Origin of the sequence: Wenzhouxiangella sediminis, assembly GCF_003410055.1 — a bacterium.
GTDB classification, from domain to species: domain Bacteria; phylum Pseudomonadota; class Gammaproteobacteria; order Xanthomonadales; family Wenzhouxiangellaceae; genus Wenzhouxiangella; species Wenzhouxiangella sediminis.
This window is the reverse complement of the sequence record NZ_QUZK01000041.1, coordinates 71,401-86,402: the sequence shown is the minus strand read 5'-3', so window position 1 is coordinate 86,402 and position 15,002 is coordinate 71,401. Positions and strand designations below refer to the sequence as shown.

The window sequence follows — 15,002 nt, the reverse complement described above, 5'->3', positions numbered from 1 at the left end:
TGTGCGCAGCAGTCGTTGATGCCACTCCCGCGCATCGCGCCTGGAATACGCCGCAGGCGCGAGCTGAAGCGGCAGAAACCTGGCCGGGGCCTCGGGACTGAGTCCGCTCCGCAACCAGAAACCCGCCGCGGCGGCCATGACCATCGCGATCGCGGCAGCCGTCAAGTAGTGAATGCGCCTCACGGCTCGCGATCACCTGGCGGGACACGGCGGCTGAGAACGGTCACGACACGGCCGAGTGAATCTCGCGTCTGCCGCGCGTGCCATCCTTCCGGCTCGGCTTGACCGAGCACCCAGTAGCTGACCGTACCGGCAGCCTCGCTAGCACTCGGCGGCAGCGGGGCCAGGGCCTCTGCATCGACCTGCACCGAAAGCCCGTTCAATCGCCCTGAAGCCGTCCATTTCGGGATGGCATGCACCCGCTCGCGGTTGTAGGCCCAGGTGGCGAGCTCGTGAGCCGAGAAGAGCGACGTTCTGTCGTCGGCCGCCAGTTCGTCGACGAATCGCTCCAGGCCGTCCAGGCCGCCTTTCCAGACCGGCGTGGAAGGATGCCAGAGCCAGACCGCCGTCGCGCCGCCCATGGCGCCCAGCTTCAGGAACTGCTCGTGCCAGTCGGCGACGTATTCGGTATAGGCGTCGAAGGTGACGGCCCAGTTGCAGCAGGGATCCGGCTCCGGCGAGCCGAGCGAGAAGATGCTTTCCTCGAGATCACCGCGGCCGACGAAGTCGTCGGCTTCGGTGTGGACGCTTCGCTCCAGCGTGGGCACGAACAGGCGCCGACTGACATCGGATCGGAACCACTCGCGCGGCGCGGAAGCTTCGACTTCGGGCAGCACCGCGTCGGCGTTGTGGTCGAAGACCACACTGACCCCGGCGCGCTCCATGGCCCGCCACGCCGGGTGATCGCTTGCCCAGCCGTGGGAGCGAACACCGACTCGCCAGCGACGCCCCTCATCGCGGGACGGAACGCCCAGCAGGGATTCGGAGGCCCGGATGTCCTCATGGACGGACTCGGCGCCGGAGAGGTCTCGGGCGATGTACTTCCTGCCCTGTGCCGAGTGCGTGCCCAGAACGACACCCGGCATGCCGCGCAGGGCCTCGAAGTGCTCAGACGAGAGTCGAGCGACATCGCCGACGACGAAGTAGGTAAGCGGCGACTCGGGGCCGGCAATGCGCTCGGCCATCAACCGGGCCGAGCGGACCTGGTAGGCATCGTCGGACGGATGAACGTCGCCAGTCAGCACAACGCCCAGCGGCCGATTGCCGGGTGTTTCCCAGCGCAGGGGAATCTGTACGCCGCGCTCTTCCCAGAACAGATTGGCGAGCAGGTAGCGCATCAGTGCCCGCGCCGTTCCCGCGCCGGAGCAGTCTGTCGGCTCCCCTTCCGAGCCCGGATGGCAGGCGGCAATCTCAGCAAGCGAGAAATTCAGGAAGACGATCCGGCCTTCGCCCAGCCGGCGGCTGGCAATCGTGACGGCATCGCTGCGCCGCACCCAGTCGCCCGGCCCGGGCTCGATCCGGTAGCCCCGGGCCAGGACGGTGGCCGAGCCGGCTTGGAGGCGGGTCGTGCGCGCGATGCCTGTCCGGCCGAAACGGATGCCGTCGCCGGCGTCGAACGGGACGAGGAGGGGTGTGTTCGAAGACACCCGGGGATAGACACCGAGCAGACCCGGATCGTCGGCCGCCAAGGACAGCCCGACCAGTCGGGCGCGGCGTTGCAGGCTTTGCTCCGTCGCCGGACCGCCCCGACATTGGAGACCATTGATGATCAGCAGGCCGCCGGACTCGACCCACGCCTCTAGTCGTTCGAAGGCCTCATCCGGCAGGCAAGCGTCTTCGAGCACGATCAGGGGCATGCGCGGGGCGTCCAATCGCGATGCGGACTCCCCAAGCGCGGAGAAGCCCAGCGAGCTCCCGCGAATCGCCCAGTCCCACTGACTCCGCGCCTCGATGGCCGAAGCGGGATCGGAAAGGATGCCCAGCTCGAACGTCTGTCCGGCCTCGGAGAGCACCGGCAATAGCCAGACAATCGCGACGACCGCAGCCCGGCGGCCGATTCTGCCAACGTACGCCATGCCAACCCGTTACTGCTGCAATGGACCCAATCCGCCCCTGCCGGAAATTCGTCGAGGTCCCTCTGGATCACCGGCACAGAAAGCCTAGCAATCGACGCCGCCCCTGGCAATCACGCGGACGGGCCGAGCCGGCATGCGCCGGCGAGCCTCACCGTCAGCCGCGATCGGCGACGGCGTCGTAGCGGCGGTGCATCAGCCAGAGGATGAGCAGGATGGCGGGAACGCCGAGTGCCGAGGCGTAGACGAAGAAGAAGACGTAGCCGGCGCTGTCGACGATCCAGCCCGAGGGGCCGCCGAGCAGCTTGCCGGGCAGGGTCATGAAGGAGCTGAAAAGCGCGTATTGCGTGGCCGTGTAGCGGCGGCTGACCAGCGAGGACAGCCAGGCGATAAATACAGTGGCCGACAGGCCGTTGGCCAGGTTGTCGGCACCGATGGTCATGAACAGCGCCCAGATCTGCGGGCCGATCGTCGCCAGCCAGGCGAACAGCAGGTTGGTGACCGCCACGATAATCGCCGAGGCCAGCAGCATCTTCAGGACACCGAAGCGCGCGACCAGCACGCCGCCGAGCAGGCCGCCGACGATGGTCATCACGATGCCGAAGACATTGGTGACCGTGGCGATCTCGCTCAAGCTGAAGCCCAGGTCCAGGTAGAGCGGATTGGCCATCGCCGCCATGGAAATGTCGGAAACCTTGAACAGGCCGACCAGGGCCAGCACCGGCAGGGCCATCCAGCCGTTGCGGCGGAAGAAGTCCACCAGCGGGGCGACCACCGCACCCGTCAGCCAGGCACCGACATTCTGCACCCGGCCCTTGAGGCGAGTGCGCCGACGGAAGGCCGCGACCAGGGGGTCCTGTTCGATGTCGAGGCGCTCGAGCGAGGTCGGCTCGGGCGAGATCAGTACCGCGACCACGCCGACGAGCACCAGCGCGCTCATGCACAGGTAGGCCAGGGTCCAACTGGCGAAGTCGGCGATGTAGAGGGCGCCGGCACCGGTGGCCAGGATGGCCATGCGGTAACCGAGCACGTAGGTGCCGGCCAGCGCGGCCTGGAACTCGTCGCTGTCGGACTCGATGCGGAAGGCGTCGATGGTGATGTCCTGGGTCGCCGCGGAGAAGGCGACCAGCAGGGCCAGCAGGGCGACCTGCGTCAACTGCACGGTCGGGTCGGTCAGCGCCATGCCGGCCAGGCCCGCCATGATGCCGAGCTGGGCGGCCAGCATCCAGCCGCGGCGCTGGCCGAAAGTGCGGGTCAGCACCGGCAGTCGGACTCGGTCGACGACCGGCGACCAGAACACCTTGATCGAGTAGGTGATGCCGATCCAGGCGAAGAAGCCGATGGCGGTGCGCGAAACGCCCTCGTCGCGAAGCCAGGCGGTCAGGGTGGAGAACACCAGCATGAAAGGCAGCCCGGCGGAGAAGCCCAACAGCAGCATGCGCAGGACCGTGGGACGGGTGTAGACCGTCCAGGCGCGTTGCCAGCGCCCCTCGCCGGCCGCTTCGGCGGTCATGGTTGCTTAGTCTTCATAGTCGATGATCAGCGGCGCGTGGTCGGAGAAGTTCTCGTCGGTGTAGATCTCGGCCGCACTGGCGCGCTCGGCCAGGCCGGCGGTGACCACCTGGTAGTCGATGCGCCACCCCACGTTCTTTTCGCGGGCCCGGCCGCGCTGCGACCACCAGGTGAAGCGGTCCGGGCTGGGATCGACCTTGCGAAAGGCATCGACCATGCCGACCGGCCCGAACACCTCGTCGAGCCAGGCGCGCTCTTCGGGGAGAAAGCCGGAATTCTTCTGGTTGGCCTTCCAGTTCTTCAGATCGATTTCCTTGTGGGCGATGTTCCAGTCGCCGCAGATGACGTAGTCGCGATCGTGGCCGGCCAGCTCCTCGAGATGGGGATGCAGGCGCTCCATGCAGCGGTACTTGAACTGCTGGCGCTCTTCCTTCGACGTGCCCGAAGGCAGGTAGAGCGACACCACGCTGAGGTTCTCGAAGTCGACCTGCAGCCAGCGCCCCTCGCGGTCGAACTCTTCCCAGCCCAGGCCGTAGACGACGCGCACCGGCTGGTGCTTCGAGTAGATCGCCACGCCCGAGTAGCCCTTCTTCTCGGCGTCGTGGTAGTAGCTGTGATAGCCAACGGGAAAGAACTCTCGGTCGGCCAGCTGCCAGTGCTGGGCCTTGGTCTCCTGGATGCAGACAAAATCGGCTTTCTGCTTCTTGAGCCAGTCGAAGAAACCCTTGCGGTGGGCTGCGCGGATGCCGTTGGCGTTGAGCGAAATGATGCGCATGGATGCTGAGCGTGTCGGGCGAACCCTGTATGGTATGCGAATCGAACAGGGGGATTGTTCCGATTGCCCGTCGCCGGTCCCGATGCCTCGCAACGGGACGTTGACCTTTGACGTAATCGTTAGTACGATCGATTTCGTTGTTATTCAAACCACGGAGACCGACAAGCATGTTCCTTCGCCAAACCATTGCCATCGCCCTGCTGGCCGCCATCGCGCTCTCGGCCGGCCTGGCCAACACCGCCCAGGCCCGCGAAGTCGCCTCGATCGACGAATTCATGACCGCACTGGAAGAACTGCGCGGCAAGCTCGAGGACGGCGACCCGCGCGAACTCAGCGACCGCGAGTGGCGCGAGTTCAACAAGCTCCACGGCCGCTTCGAGGACCTTCTCGAAGGCGTCGACAGCGTCGAGCAGCTCTCCGAGGACGACGAGATCGCCCTGATCAACACCCAGGAAGAGCTCGACACCCTGCTGCTCGGCGGCGAGAACGACGAGCGCATCATCTGCCGCAAGGTGCGCAAGACCGGCAGCCGCATCTCCCGGCGCCGCTGCATCACCCAGCGCGAACTCGAAATCCAGCAGGAGCAGACCCGCAACTCGCTGCTCGACATCCGCTCGGCCATGCAGGGCCCGCAGCACGGCGGCGGCTGAACCGACACGATCGTCCATTGACCGGATGGACGACCCGCGGGCCCGCCACCGAGCGGGCCCGTTTCTTGTCAGCGGCGCGTCATTCCGCTTCGACCGAGACTCGCACGCCGTCGGCCAACTGATCGCCGGGATGGGCCACGACGCGCTCGCCGGCCTCCAGCCCCGAAACCACCTGGGCGTGCAGACCGCTGCGCCGCCCGATTTCGACGCTGCGCAGGTGCACCCGCCCGTCCTCGAGGACGAACACCCGCCAGTCGTTGTCGACCCGGAAAAGGGCGGAGGTGGGAATCTGGAGGACTTCCTCGCCTTCCCAGAGAACGAAGCGGGCCTCGACGCGAAAGCCCACACCCAGCTCCTGCCACTGCTCCCGCGGCGAGCTGATTTCGACGAGCACCGGCACGCGCTGTTCTTCCACGCCCAGCGCCGAGATACGCATGAAACCGGCCGGCTCGACGCGGCGCACGCGGCCTTCGAGCGGCGCATCACCGCCCCAGCCCTCGATCATCACCCGCGTGCCGGCGGCGACCCGCACGGCGTCCATGCTCAGCAGGTCGACGCGTACCTCGAGCTCTTCCAGGCGGCCGATCTCGAGGACCGGCGCGCCGGCCTGGATCACGCCTTCGCAGCAGCGCTCCCGGGTGAGCACGACGCCGCCGACCGGGGCGGCCACGCTGAGCAAGGGCCCGCCCTCGCCGCTGCGCTCGCCCTCGGCGATGTCGAGAACGGCACGCGCGTTGGCGACCTCGTAGCCGGCCGCCTCGACCGAGGCTCGCGCGGCGGCCAGCGCCGAGCGGGCCCGCGAGGCCGCGCTCTCGGCGCGTTCGAGCTCGCTCTCGGCCACCAGCGAGCGCTCGTGCAGCTCGCGGATCCGGCGCAGCTCGCTTTCGGCCAGGGCCAGGTCGGCCTCGCGGTTGCCGCGCTCGGCCCGCGCCGCTTCCAGCCGGGCCTGTGCGGCGGCCAGCGTTTCGCGGGCCTGCTCGCGTGTGCGCGCGTCGAGGGCCGGGGCCGGCGGCGGCTCGAGCTCGAATACCGTGTCGCCCGCGGCGATGCGATCGCCGGGCTCCAGCACCACCCGGTGCAGGTAGCCGCCGATCGGGGCCGACACGATGTAGGTGTCGCGCAGGTGGGTCCGGCCTTCTTCCTCGACTGTCTCGGCCAGCGGGCCGCGCTCGACCGATACGGCCGTGACCGGCACCGGCGCCGGGCGCATCGCCCAGACCAGCACCGCCAGACCCGCCAGCGCGGCCAGGCCAATCAGGATCTTTCTAAGCGTCGTCATGGTGAATTGCCCATTGGTTTGACTCCGTACATATCCGCTACTCGACCGACTTCAGCGCCGTGACCATGTCGAGGCGTGCCAGGCGGGGCGCGATGAGCAGCGCCGACAGCACGGCGGCAGCCAGCACGCCGGCCGCCGACATCGCGTAGGCCTGACGGCTGATCACGAAGGGGATGCGAAACAGGTCCATCTCGATTGCCTCGGTGAGAATCCAGGCCAGCCCGGTGCCCAGCAACCAGCCCAGCGGGATCGCCAGCAGGGTCAACACGAAGAGCTCCCCGACCAGGATCCAGGCGACTTCGCCGCGGCCGAAGCCCAGCACCCGCAGCGTGGCCAGTTCGCGCTCGCGCTCGGCAAAGGCGATGCGGGCGCTGTTGTAGACCACGGCGAAGGCGATCGAAACGGCCAGCAAGAGCATGACGCCCATCGTGCCGAGCATGGTGTCCTCGATGTAGCCCCGAATGTCGGCCTCGGCCTGCGCAATCAGCCCGATACCGGCCACCTTCGGAACGTCCCACAACTCGCGGAAGAGCGCGGTTTCCTCGCTGCGGTCCAGCGACAACCAGAAGCCGGAGGCCGCCGGTCCCTCGCGCATCAGGCGGTTGAGGGCGGGCCGGGCCATGTAGGCGCTCACGCCCAGGGGTTCGGCGACCACGCCGGCGAGCGGCACCTGGACGGTTCGGCGGTGCCCGGTCTTGATCTCGACATCGATCAGGTCGCCGGGACGCGCGCCGAGGTGCTCGGCCAGGTAGTCGGTGAGCACCAGGCCCGATTCGGGCAGCTCCTGGTCGACGCCCGCGCGGTCGATGAGCCCGCGCAGGACGGGGCGGCGATTCATGCCCTCGATGGCGGTGCGGTAGTCGCGCACGCCGTGAACCAGGCGCACGGGCACACTGCGAAAGGCTTCGACGTGCTCGACACCGGGATAGTGAAGCAATTCCGCTGCCGCGCGCTCGGGCGCGACGTCGTTGAAGTGCACGATGGCGTCCATCTTCAGCACCTTGCGGTACTGCGTGTCGATGAGCTGATCGATGGCGTTGAACTGGTAGCCGCCCACGACCAGCAGCGCGACCGACAGCGCAATGCCCAGCACCGACAGCGAGGCCTTGATGCGATGGCGGCCGAGGTTGCGCAGGATGATCCGCGTCGGCTGGTCGATCCAGCGGCGCAAGCGCGAGCGATCCAGCCAGCCGCGGCGAAAAGTGGCCGGCGCGGGCGGGCGCATGGCCACCGCCGGCGCCAGGACGGCCGCCTCGCGCACGGCGCGCCAGGTTCCGAGCATGGCCGCCGCACCCGACACCGCCGTGCCCAGGACGATCACCTGGGGCCGCACCTCGAAGCGGGTCTCGGGAAAGCGGAAGTATTGCATGTACAGCTCGGCCACCCAGTCGGCCGCCCAGGCCCCGAGGATCACGCCGACGAGCACGCCGACGAGCACGATCGCCGCGGTGAGCACCGCGTAGTGCCGGATCAGCTCGGCGCTGCTGTAGCCGAAGGCCTTGAGGACGGCGACCTGTTGACGCTGGTTACGCACGATCCGCCCCATCAGCACGCTGAGCAGGAAGGCGGAAACGCCCAGGAAGATCGCCGGCAGGATCACCGAGGTGACCTGCAGCTGGTCGATTTCCTGAGACAGGATGCGATGCGAGACCTGTTCATCGCGGGCGTAGGCGCCGAGCGTGCCGTAGTCGGCCAGCAGGCGGTCGAGCTCGGCGATCACCGGCTCGGGCCCGACGCCCGCCTGCAGGGTCAGGACCACGCTGTTGAAGGCGCCGTCCATGTCGAAGGCCCGGGCGAGCGCGCGACGGTTCATCCACAGCACGCCGAAGCGCTCGTAATCGGGAATCAGGTCGGCGGGTCCGAGCTGGTAGATGTACTCGGGCGAGAGCACGATGCCGCTGACGGTCAGGGTCTCCAGCCGGCCGTTGATGATCGCGCGCAGCCGGTCACCGGCACGCAGGCCGTGCGCTTCGGCGAAGGGCTCGCTGACGGCCACACTGTCGGCCCGGCCGGATTCGGGCAGCCGCCCCTCGCGCAGGTGCAGGCTGTTGATCGGCGGTTGGTCGCCGTCGGGGATGCTGATCAGCTGCCCGCTGACCGGGTCCTCGAAGCCGGCGATCTCGAGCCGCACCGGGGCGACAACGCGCGTGTGAACCCGGTTAACGCCATCGACCGAAGCGATCTTGCCGGCCAGATATTCCGGGGCGCGCTTGAGCTCCGCGAACACGTCGGCAAAAGCGTGATCGCGGTAGAAGGCCCGCTGACCGTAGCTGATCGCGTCGAGCGAGGTCACGGCGATGATCAGGGTCATCACGCCGGCGGCGATCACGACGGCAATGGCCGCCACCTGCCCCTTCAGCCCGGAGAAATCCCGCAGCAGCTTGTGGTCGAGCGCGCGCATCGCAGCTACCAGCTTAGCGACGCCGGCTCGGCGCGCTCGGCGTTGTGGTCGATGGCGTCGATGCGGCCGTCGCGCAGACGCACGACGCGGTCGGCCATGCGCGCGATCACCGCGTTGTGGGTGATCACCACGGTGGTCGTGCCGATTTCGCGGTTGACCTGCTCGATCACCTCGAGCACACGGATGCCGGTCTTCGAGTCCAGCGCCCCGGTGGGTTCGTCGCACATCAGCACGGCCGGACGCTTGGCCACGGCCCGGGCGATGGCCACGCGCTGCTGCTCGCCGCCGGAAAGCTGCGAAGGAAAGTGATCGGCGCGGTCTTCCAGCCCGACCAGGCGCAGGGCCTCGATCGGCGCCATCGGTTCGCGCGCGATGTCGGTGACCACGGCGACGTTCTCGAGCGCCGTCAGGCTGGGAATCATGTTGTAGAACTGGAAGACGAAGCCGACGTGCTCGCGCCGGAATCGGGTCAGCTCACGCTCGCCGCCGTCGCCGAGCAACTCGCCCCGGTAGCGGATCGTGCCCTCGGTGGGCGCGTCGAGGCCGCCCAGGATATTGAGCAAGGTGGACTTGCCCGAACCGGAGGCGCCGAGCATCACGACCAGCTCGCCTGCGTAGAGATCCAGGTCGACGCCGCGAAGGGCGTGAATGGCCACCTCGCCCATGTGGTAGACCCGAGTCAGCCCTCGGGCCTCGAAGACGACCGGCCGCTCGCTGTCCGTGCGCTGCGTCATGGAGCCTCCCCGAATGTGAGGAATGCAGAATAGGGCAGGCTGGCCGAGCCTGCATGACCTCGATCAAGTGTTCCACTAAAATGAACACATGCTCAAGTCCTTCACCACACGCTTCCTGCAGCTGGCCCTCGACCGCGAGGCCCTGCGCTTCGGCAACTTCACCCTGAAGTCCGGGCGCGAGAGCCCGTATTTCTTCAACGCCGGCGAGTTCAGCACCGGCGCGGCCATCGACACGCTCTCGCGCTGCTACGCGGAAGCCATCGTCGATGCCGGCGTCGAATTCGACATGCTCTTCGGACCGGCCTACAAGGGCATTCCGCTGGCCACGGCCGTGGCGCTGAGCCTGTCGCGCGATCACGGCATCGACGTGCCTTTCGCCTACAACCGCAAGGAAGCCAAGCGCCACGGCGAAGGCGGCGTTCTGGTGGGTGCCCCGCTGGCCGGGCGCGTACTGATCGTCGACGACGTGATCTCGGCCGGAACCTCGATCGGGGAGGCGCTCGACATCATCGCCGACGCGGGTGCCACCGCGACCGGCGTGGCCATCGCCCTCGACCGCCAGGAACGCGGCACCGAGGACGAACGTTCGGCGGTGCAGGTTGTCGAATCCCGTGGATTGCAGGTGGTGTCGATCGCCAGCCTGCAGGATCTCATCGACTGGCTGGCATCCCACGACCGCCCGCCGGCGAGTCTCGATGCCGTGATAGGCTACCAACAACGCTACGGCGCGTGATTTCTCCAATGCTGCGCAAGATTCTGCTGCTGTTCCTGCCGCTCGCCCTGGCCGCGTCCGCGGCCCATGCCCAGTCCGTGTATCGCTGGGTCGACGACGAGGGCGAGACGCACTACGGCCAGTCCGTTCCCCCCGAGTTCAAGGATTACGGCTACGTCCGCCTGGCCCCCGACGGCACGGTGCGCGAGCGCGTCGAGCCGGCGCTGAGCCCGGAAGAAATCGCCGAGCGGCGGCGACAGCGCGCCGAGCAGGCCCGACAGGAAGCGGCCGAACGCAGCCAGGAAGCCCGCGACCGGATGCTGCTGGCCACCTACAGCAGCGAGGAAGACCTGCGCGAAGCCCTGGACATGCAATTGGCCGGCATCGAGAGCCAGCGCGCCTCGACGCGCATGGCCCTGGACCTGGTCGAGAACCGGTTCGAAAGCCTGGTCGGCCGAGCGGCCGAACTCAATCGACAGGGCCGGAACGTGCCGGACCGGCTTCAGACCGAAATCGACGACACCCGCGCCGAACTGCGCAGCCTGCGCGGCGATCTCGAGCGCCTCGAGGAGCGCGAGCAGGAAGCCCGCGACCGCTTCGCGGCCAACCTCGAGCGCTACCGCGACCTGACCGCGCCGCGCCAAGAGGACGGCTGAGGCCACCGCCGTGTACTACACGCGCTGTCCGGCCTGCCAGGCGGTCTACGAGATTCCGGCCCGCCTGCTCGCCGAGGCCGCCGGCGTGGTTCGCTGCGGCAACTGCGGCAAGACCTTCAACAGCCTCTCCCAGCTCTTCGAGCAGCACCCCGATGCCGCCGACGAACCGCTGCGCGGTACCGGCATGCCGCCCATGCTCGAGCACCCCGACATGGTGCAGGCCGAACTGCCGGTAGAGTACTTCGACGAACCGGAGGACGACAGCGAGGAGACCGGGCCGATCGAGCCACTGCCGGGGTTCGAGAACGACGGCGCCGAAAGCGAAGGCCGCCGGTGGCTGTGGCCGGCGATCAGCGGCGCCCTGGTCCTGTTGCTGCTGGTGCAGCTGTGGGCCCTGTGGCAGACGCCCGGCTCGCCGGTGGCGCGCTGGCTCGGCGGCTCGGGCCAACTCGACACCGGCCTCGACCCGAACGAGGCCATCCAGATCGTCTCGCGCGACCTGCACCCCCATCCCAGCCTGGACGACGCCGTCGTCATCAGCGCCAGCCTGCGCAACCAGGCCGACCGTTCCGTGCCCTTCCCGATCGTCGAGGTGCGGTTCTTCGACGCCAGCCAGCAGGTGCTCGGCGTCCGGCGCCTGCGGCCGGAGGAGTACATCCGCGACCCGGAAGTCGTCGAGCGCGGCCTGCCCGCCGGGGTGGTCATGCCCATACTGCTGGAATTCGTGGTCGGAACGGGCCAGCCGGCGGGCTTCCAGATGCGTTTCCACTAATAGAAGCTCTTCCGGATGTGCTAAGGTTTGCGGTCCGCCGCAATGGCCGAACATTCCAAGCCTGTCGAGGGACTCGAAGCTTGTCCGATAAGCAGCCAGACCAGGGCCCGTGCCTGCATGAATTCGTGCGCTGCGTCGTCCGCCAGTACCTGGACGACATGGGCCACACGCCGCCCGACAACCTGCACGGCCTGATCATGGGCGAAGCCGAACGCGCGCTCGTCGAGACCGTGCTCGAGCACACCGGCGGCAACCAGTCGAAGGCTTCCGACATCCTGGGTATCACCCGCACCACGCTGCGCAACCGCATCCGCCGCTACGGCCTGGAGTAGCCACACCCCATGAATAATCCGAATCGACGCTGGGCCCTGCTGAGCGTGTCCGACAAGCGCGGGCTGGTGGAACTCGCACGCCGTCTCGACCAGGCAGGCTTCGGGCTGCTATCGACCGGCGGGACGGCGCGAACCCTGACCGAGGCGGGGCTGACCGTCACCGAAGTCGGCGAAGTGACGGGCTTCCCCGAAATCATGGACGGTCGGGTCAAGACCCTGCATCCGAAGATCCATGGCGGCATCCTCGGCCGGCGCGACACCGACGCGTCGGTGATGGCCGAGCACGGCATCGAGGGCATCGACGTGGTTGTGGTCAACCTCTATCCCTTCGCCGAAACCGTGGCCAACCCCGACTGCACGCTCGGCGAGGCCATCGAGAACATCGACATCGGCGGCCCGGCCATGCTGCGCGCGGCGGCCAAGAATCACCGCGACGTCTGCGTACTGTGCGACCCGGACGACTACCCCGGTTTCATCGACTCCCTGCCCGAAGGCCCCGACGAACGCGGTCGGCGCGGCCTGGCCACGAAGGCCTTCGCGCACACCTGCGCCTATGACGGCCAGATCAGCCAGTGGCTCTCGGCCCACGACGCCGAAAGCGAGTTGCCGCCAAGGCTCAACCTGGCGCTCGATGCCCTGCAGCCGCTGCGCTACGGCGAGAACCCCCACCAGGCCGCCGGCGTCTACCGCGTGCGCGGCCAGGGCGCGCACGGCCTGGCCGGCTGCCAGCCGCTGCAGGGCAAGCCCCTGAGCTACAACAACCTGCTCGACGCCGACGCCGCCTGGGCCGGCATCAGGAGCCTGGGTGAGGCACCGGCCTGCGTGATCGTCAAGCACACCAACCCCTGCGGTGCGGCCCAGGGCGCAGGCATCGCCGAAGCCTACGACAAGGCGCTCGCCTGCGACCCGACCTCGGCCTTCGGCGGCATCATCGCGGTCAACCGGGAGGTCGACGGTGCGCTCGCCTCGCGTCTCCTCAAACAGTTCATGGAAGTGCTGATCGCCCCGTCGGTGAGCGGCGAGGCTCGCGAGATGCTGGCCGCCAAGCCCAACGTTCGCGTGCTCACACCCGGCGACGCCGCGCCGCAACCGCTGGAGTTGCAAGCGATCGACGGCGGCTGGCTGGTCCAGGCGGCCGACGACTGGCAAACGGTGCCCCCGCTCGAGATCGTTACCGAACGCTCGCCCGACGACGCCGAGCTCGACGATCTGCGTTTCGCCTGGGCGGCGGTGCGCCTGGTTCGCTCCAACGCCATCGTCTATGCGAAGGATCGCGCCACCGTGGGCATCGGCGCCGGCCAGATGAGCCGCGTCGATTCGGCCCGCTTCGCCGCGATCAAGGCCGAGGCCGCCGGCCTGTCGCTCGACGGCGCCGTGATGGCCTCCGACGCCTTCTTCCCCTTCGCCGACAGCATCGAAGCCGCCGCCGAACGCGGCATCCGCGCCGTCATCCAACCCGGCGGCTCGAAGCGGGACCAGGAAGTCATCGACGCCTGCAACAAGCACGGCATCGCCATGGTCCTGACGGGGCGGCGGCACTTTCGGCATTGAGCGTCAGCCGGCGCCGGTGGCTTGTCGTTTCTCGCAACGGCGCAGTGGCGCAACGATCGCAAAGAATGGCTGAAAACGACTGAAGAAGACCGAACAACAGTAAATCCCTGAGAAGCCGAAGACGCTCCGGCACCCGGTTCTCCAAGAAACTTTTTTCTTTCTTTTCATTGCGGCCTTCGCGCCATTGCGCCGTTGCGAGAACCCCGTACCATCCCCGAACACAACCGAAGCCGCGCTACAATGACTCGGTACCCCAAAACCCGGATAAGCACCCCATGAAAGTCCTCGTCGTCGGCGGCGGTGGTCGTGAGCATGCGTTGGCCTGGAAGCTGGCGCAGTCGGACAAGGTTTCGGAAGTCATCGTCGCGCCCGGCAATGCCGGCACGGCCTCCGAGCCGGGCATGCGCAATGCCGCGGTCGGGGCCGAGGACATCGACGGGCTGATCGAGCTGGCCCGGGCCGAATCGGCCGGCCTGACCGTGGTCGGTCCGGAGGCGCCGCTGGCCGCCGGCATCGTCGACCGCTTCGAGGCGGCCGGCCTGAAGTGCTTCGGCCCGAGCGCCGACGCTGCGCGCCTGGAGTCGTCCAAGGCATTCGCCAAGGATTTCATGTTCCGCCACGACATCCCCACCGCCGCCTTCGGCGTGGTCGACGATGTCGAGGAAGGCATGGAGATGATCCACGGCATCGGCCTGCCGGTGGTGCTCAAGGCCGACGGCCTGGCGGCCGGCAAGGGCGTGGTGATCGCCGAGACCGAGGCCGACGCCCGCGCCACGCTCGAAGACATGCTTTCCGGTGAGGCCTTCGGACAGGCCGGCCGGCGCGTGGTCATCGAGGAGTTCCTGGTCGGCGAGGAGGCCAGTTTCATCGTCGTCGCCAGCGGGCGGCAGTTCCTTTCTATGGCCTCCAGCCAGGACCACAAACGCCGCGATGACGGCGACCGCGGGCCCAACACCGGCGGCATGGGGGCCTATTCGCCGGCCCCCGTCGTAGACGAGACGATCCACCGCCGAATCGTCGAGGAGGTCATCGAGCCGACGCTCGCGGGACTCGCCGAGGACGACTCGGCGTTCACCGGCTTTCTCTACGCCGGCGTGATGCTCACCGCCACCGGACCGAAGGTGCTGGAGTTCAACGTGCGCTTCGGCGACCCCGAAACGCAGCCGATCCTGTTCCGGCTCGAATCCGACCTCGTCGAGATCATCGAGCACGCTCTCGAAGGCACGCTCGACGAGATCGAGCCCGAGTGGGACGAACGCACGGCCCTGGCCGTGGTCATGGCCGCGGGCGGCTATCCCGGAAGCTACGAGAAGGGCCACCCGATCACGGGGCTCGACTCGAACTTCCCCGCCGACGTGAAGATCTTTCACGCCGGAACGGCCATCGACGACGAAGGCCGCGTGGTGACCAGCGGCGGGCGCGTGCTCGCATTGTGCGCCCTGGGCGACACGCCGAAACAGGCCCAGGCACTGGCCTACCAGTGGATCGCCCAGGTCGGCTTCGAGGACGCCTTCTACCGGTCGGATATCGGTTTCCGGGCGATCGAACGGAGCTGA

At 68.1% G+C, this 15,002-nt stretch carries 13 protein-coding genes; 7 read left to right on the top strand and 6 right to left on the bottom strand.

All coding sequences use genetic code 11. The annotated features are described in order from the left end of the window. Positions 1 to 179 precede the first annotated feature (179 nt). The 3 genes from DZC52_RS10550 to DZC52_RS10540 all read right to left on the bottom strand — a co-directional run bounded on the left by DZC52_RS10550 (position 180) and on the right by DZC52_RS10540 (position 4,359). A complete protein-coding gene (locus DZC52_RS10550; RefSeq protein ID WP_116651109.1) occupies positions 180 to 2,075 on the bottom strand; it encodes a hypothetical protein in 1,896 nt (631 codons plus the stop codon). A gap of 154 nt (positions 2,076 to 2,229) precedes the next feature. Continuing rightward, a complete protein-coding gene (locus DZC52_RS10545; protein WP_116651108.1) occupies positions 2,230 to 3,585 on the bottom strand; it encodes an AmpG family muropeptide MFS transporter in 1,356 nt (451 codons plus the stop codon). A 6-nt stretch (positions 3,586 to 3,591) separates the two neighbouring features. After that, on the bottom strand, positions 3,592 to 4,359 hold the full coding sequence (locus DZC52_RS10540; protein WP_116651107.1) for an exodeoxyribonuclease III: 768 nt from the start codon (positions 4,357 to 4,359) through the stop codon (positions 3,592 to 3,594). A 167-nt stretch (positions 4,360 to 4,526) separates the two neighbouring features. Between DZC52_RS10540 and DZC52_RS10535 the strand changes: the two genes are divergently transcribed. Next, a complete protein-coding gene (locus DZC52_RS10535) occupies positions 4,527 to 5,009 on the top strand; it encodes a hypothetical protein (protein ID WP_116651106.1) in 483 nt (160 codons plus the stop codon). Positions 5,010 to 5,088: 79 nt separating this feature from the next. Here DZC52_RS10535 and DZC52_RS10530 read toward each other — a convergent pair whose 3' ends face one another. Genes DZC52_RS10530 through DZC52_RS10520 form a run of 3 tightly spaced genes read right to left on the bottom strand, consistent with a single transcriptional unit; the run spans position 5,089 to position 9,423 of the window. After that, positions 5,089 to 6,288, bottom strand: a complete 1,200-nt coding sequence (locus DZC52_RS10530; protein WP_116651105.1) for an efflux RND transporter periplasmic adaptor subunit — start codon at positions 6,286 to 6,288, stop codon at positions 5,089 to 5,091. 37 nt (positions 6,289 to 6,325) lie between these two features. Next, positions 6,326 to 8,689, bottom strand: a complete 2,364-nt coding sequence (locus tag DZC52_RS10525) for an ABC transporter permease (protein ID WP_116651104.1) — start codon at positions 8,687 to 8,689, stop codon at positions 6,326 to 6,328. Between the two features lie 5 nt (positions 8,690 to 8,694). Next, positions 8,695 to 9,423 (bottom strand): ABC transporter ATP-binding protein, encoded by a 729-nt coding sequence (locus DZC52_RS10520; RefSeq protein WP_116651103.1) that lies wholly within the window; start codon positions 9,421 to 9,423, stop codon positions 8,695 to 8,697. Positions 9,424 to 9,511: 88 nt separating this feature from the next. On the opposite strand from DZC52_RS10520, the gene pyrE reads away from it, so the two are divergent. From pyrE to purD, 6 genes are all read left to right on the top strand, one after another. After that, positions 9,512 to 10,156 (top strand): orotate phosphoribosyltransferase, encoded by a 645-nt coding sequence (gene pyrE, locus DZC52_RS10515; protein ID WP_116651102.1) that lies wholly within the window; start codon positions 9,512 to 9,514, stop codon positions 10,154 to 10,156. 8 nt (positions 10,157 to 10,164) lie between these two features. Next, positions 10,165 to 10,791, top strand: coding sequence for a DUF4124 domain-containing protein (locus DZC52_RS10510; protein ID WP_116651101.1), 627 nt, complete (start codon positions 10,165 to 10,167; stop codon positions 10,789 to 10,791). A 10-nt stretch (positions 10,792 to 10,801) separates the two neighbouring features. Beyond that, a complete protein-coding gene (locus tag DZC52_RS10505; RefSeq protein ID WP_116651100.1) occupies positions 10,802 to 11,563 on the top strand; it encodes a DUF3426 domain-containing protein in 762 nt (253 codons plus the stop codon). 80 nt (positions 11,564 to 11,643) lie between these two features. After that, positions 11,644 to 11,895, top strand: a complete 252-nt coding sequence (locus DZC52_RS10500; RefSeq protein ID WP_116651099.1) for a helix-turn-helix domain-containing protein — start codon at positions 11,644 to 11,646, stop codon at positions 11,893 to 11,895. 9 nt (positions 11,896 to 11,904) lie between these two features. Next, a complete protein-coding gene (purH, locus tag DZC52_RS10495) occupies positions 11,905 to 13,446 on the top strand; it encodes a bifunctional phosphoribosylaminoimidazolecarboxamide formyltransferase/IMP cyclohydrolase (protein ID WP_116651098.1) in 1,542 nt (513 codons plus the stop codon). A gap of 275 nt (positions 13,447 to 13,721) precedes the next feature. Continuing rightward, on the top strand, positions 13,722 to 15,002 hold the full coding sequence (gene purD / locus DZC52_RS10490; RefSeq protein WP_116651097.1) for a phosphoribosylamine--glycine ligase: 1,281 nt from the start codon (positions 13,722 to 13,724) through the stop codon (positions 15,000 to 15,002).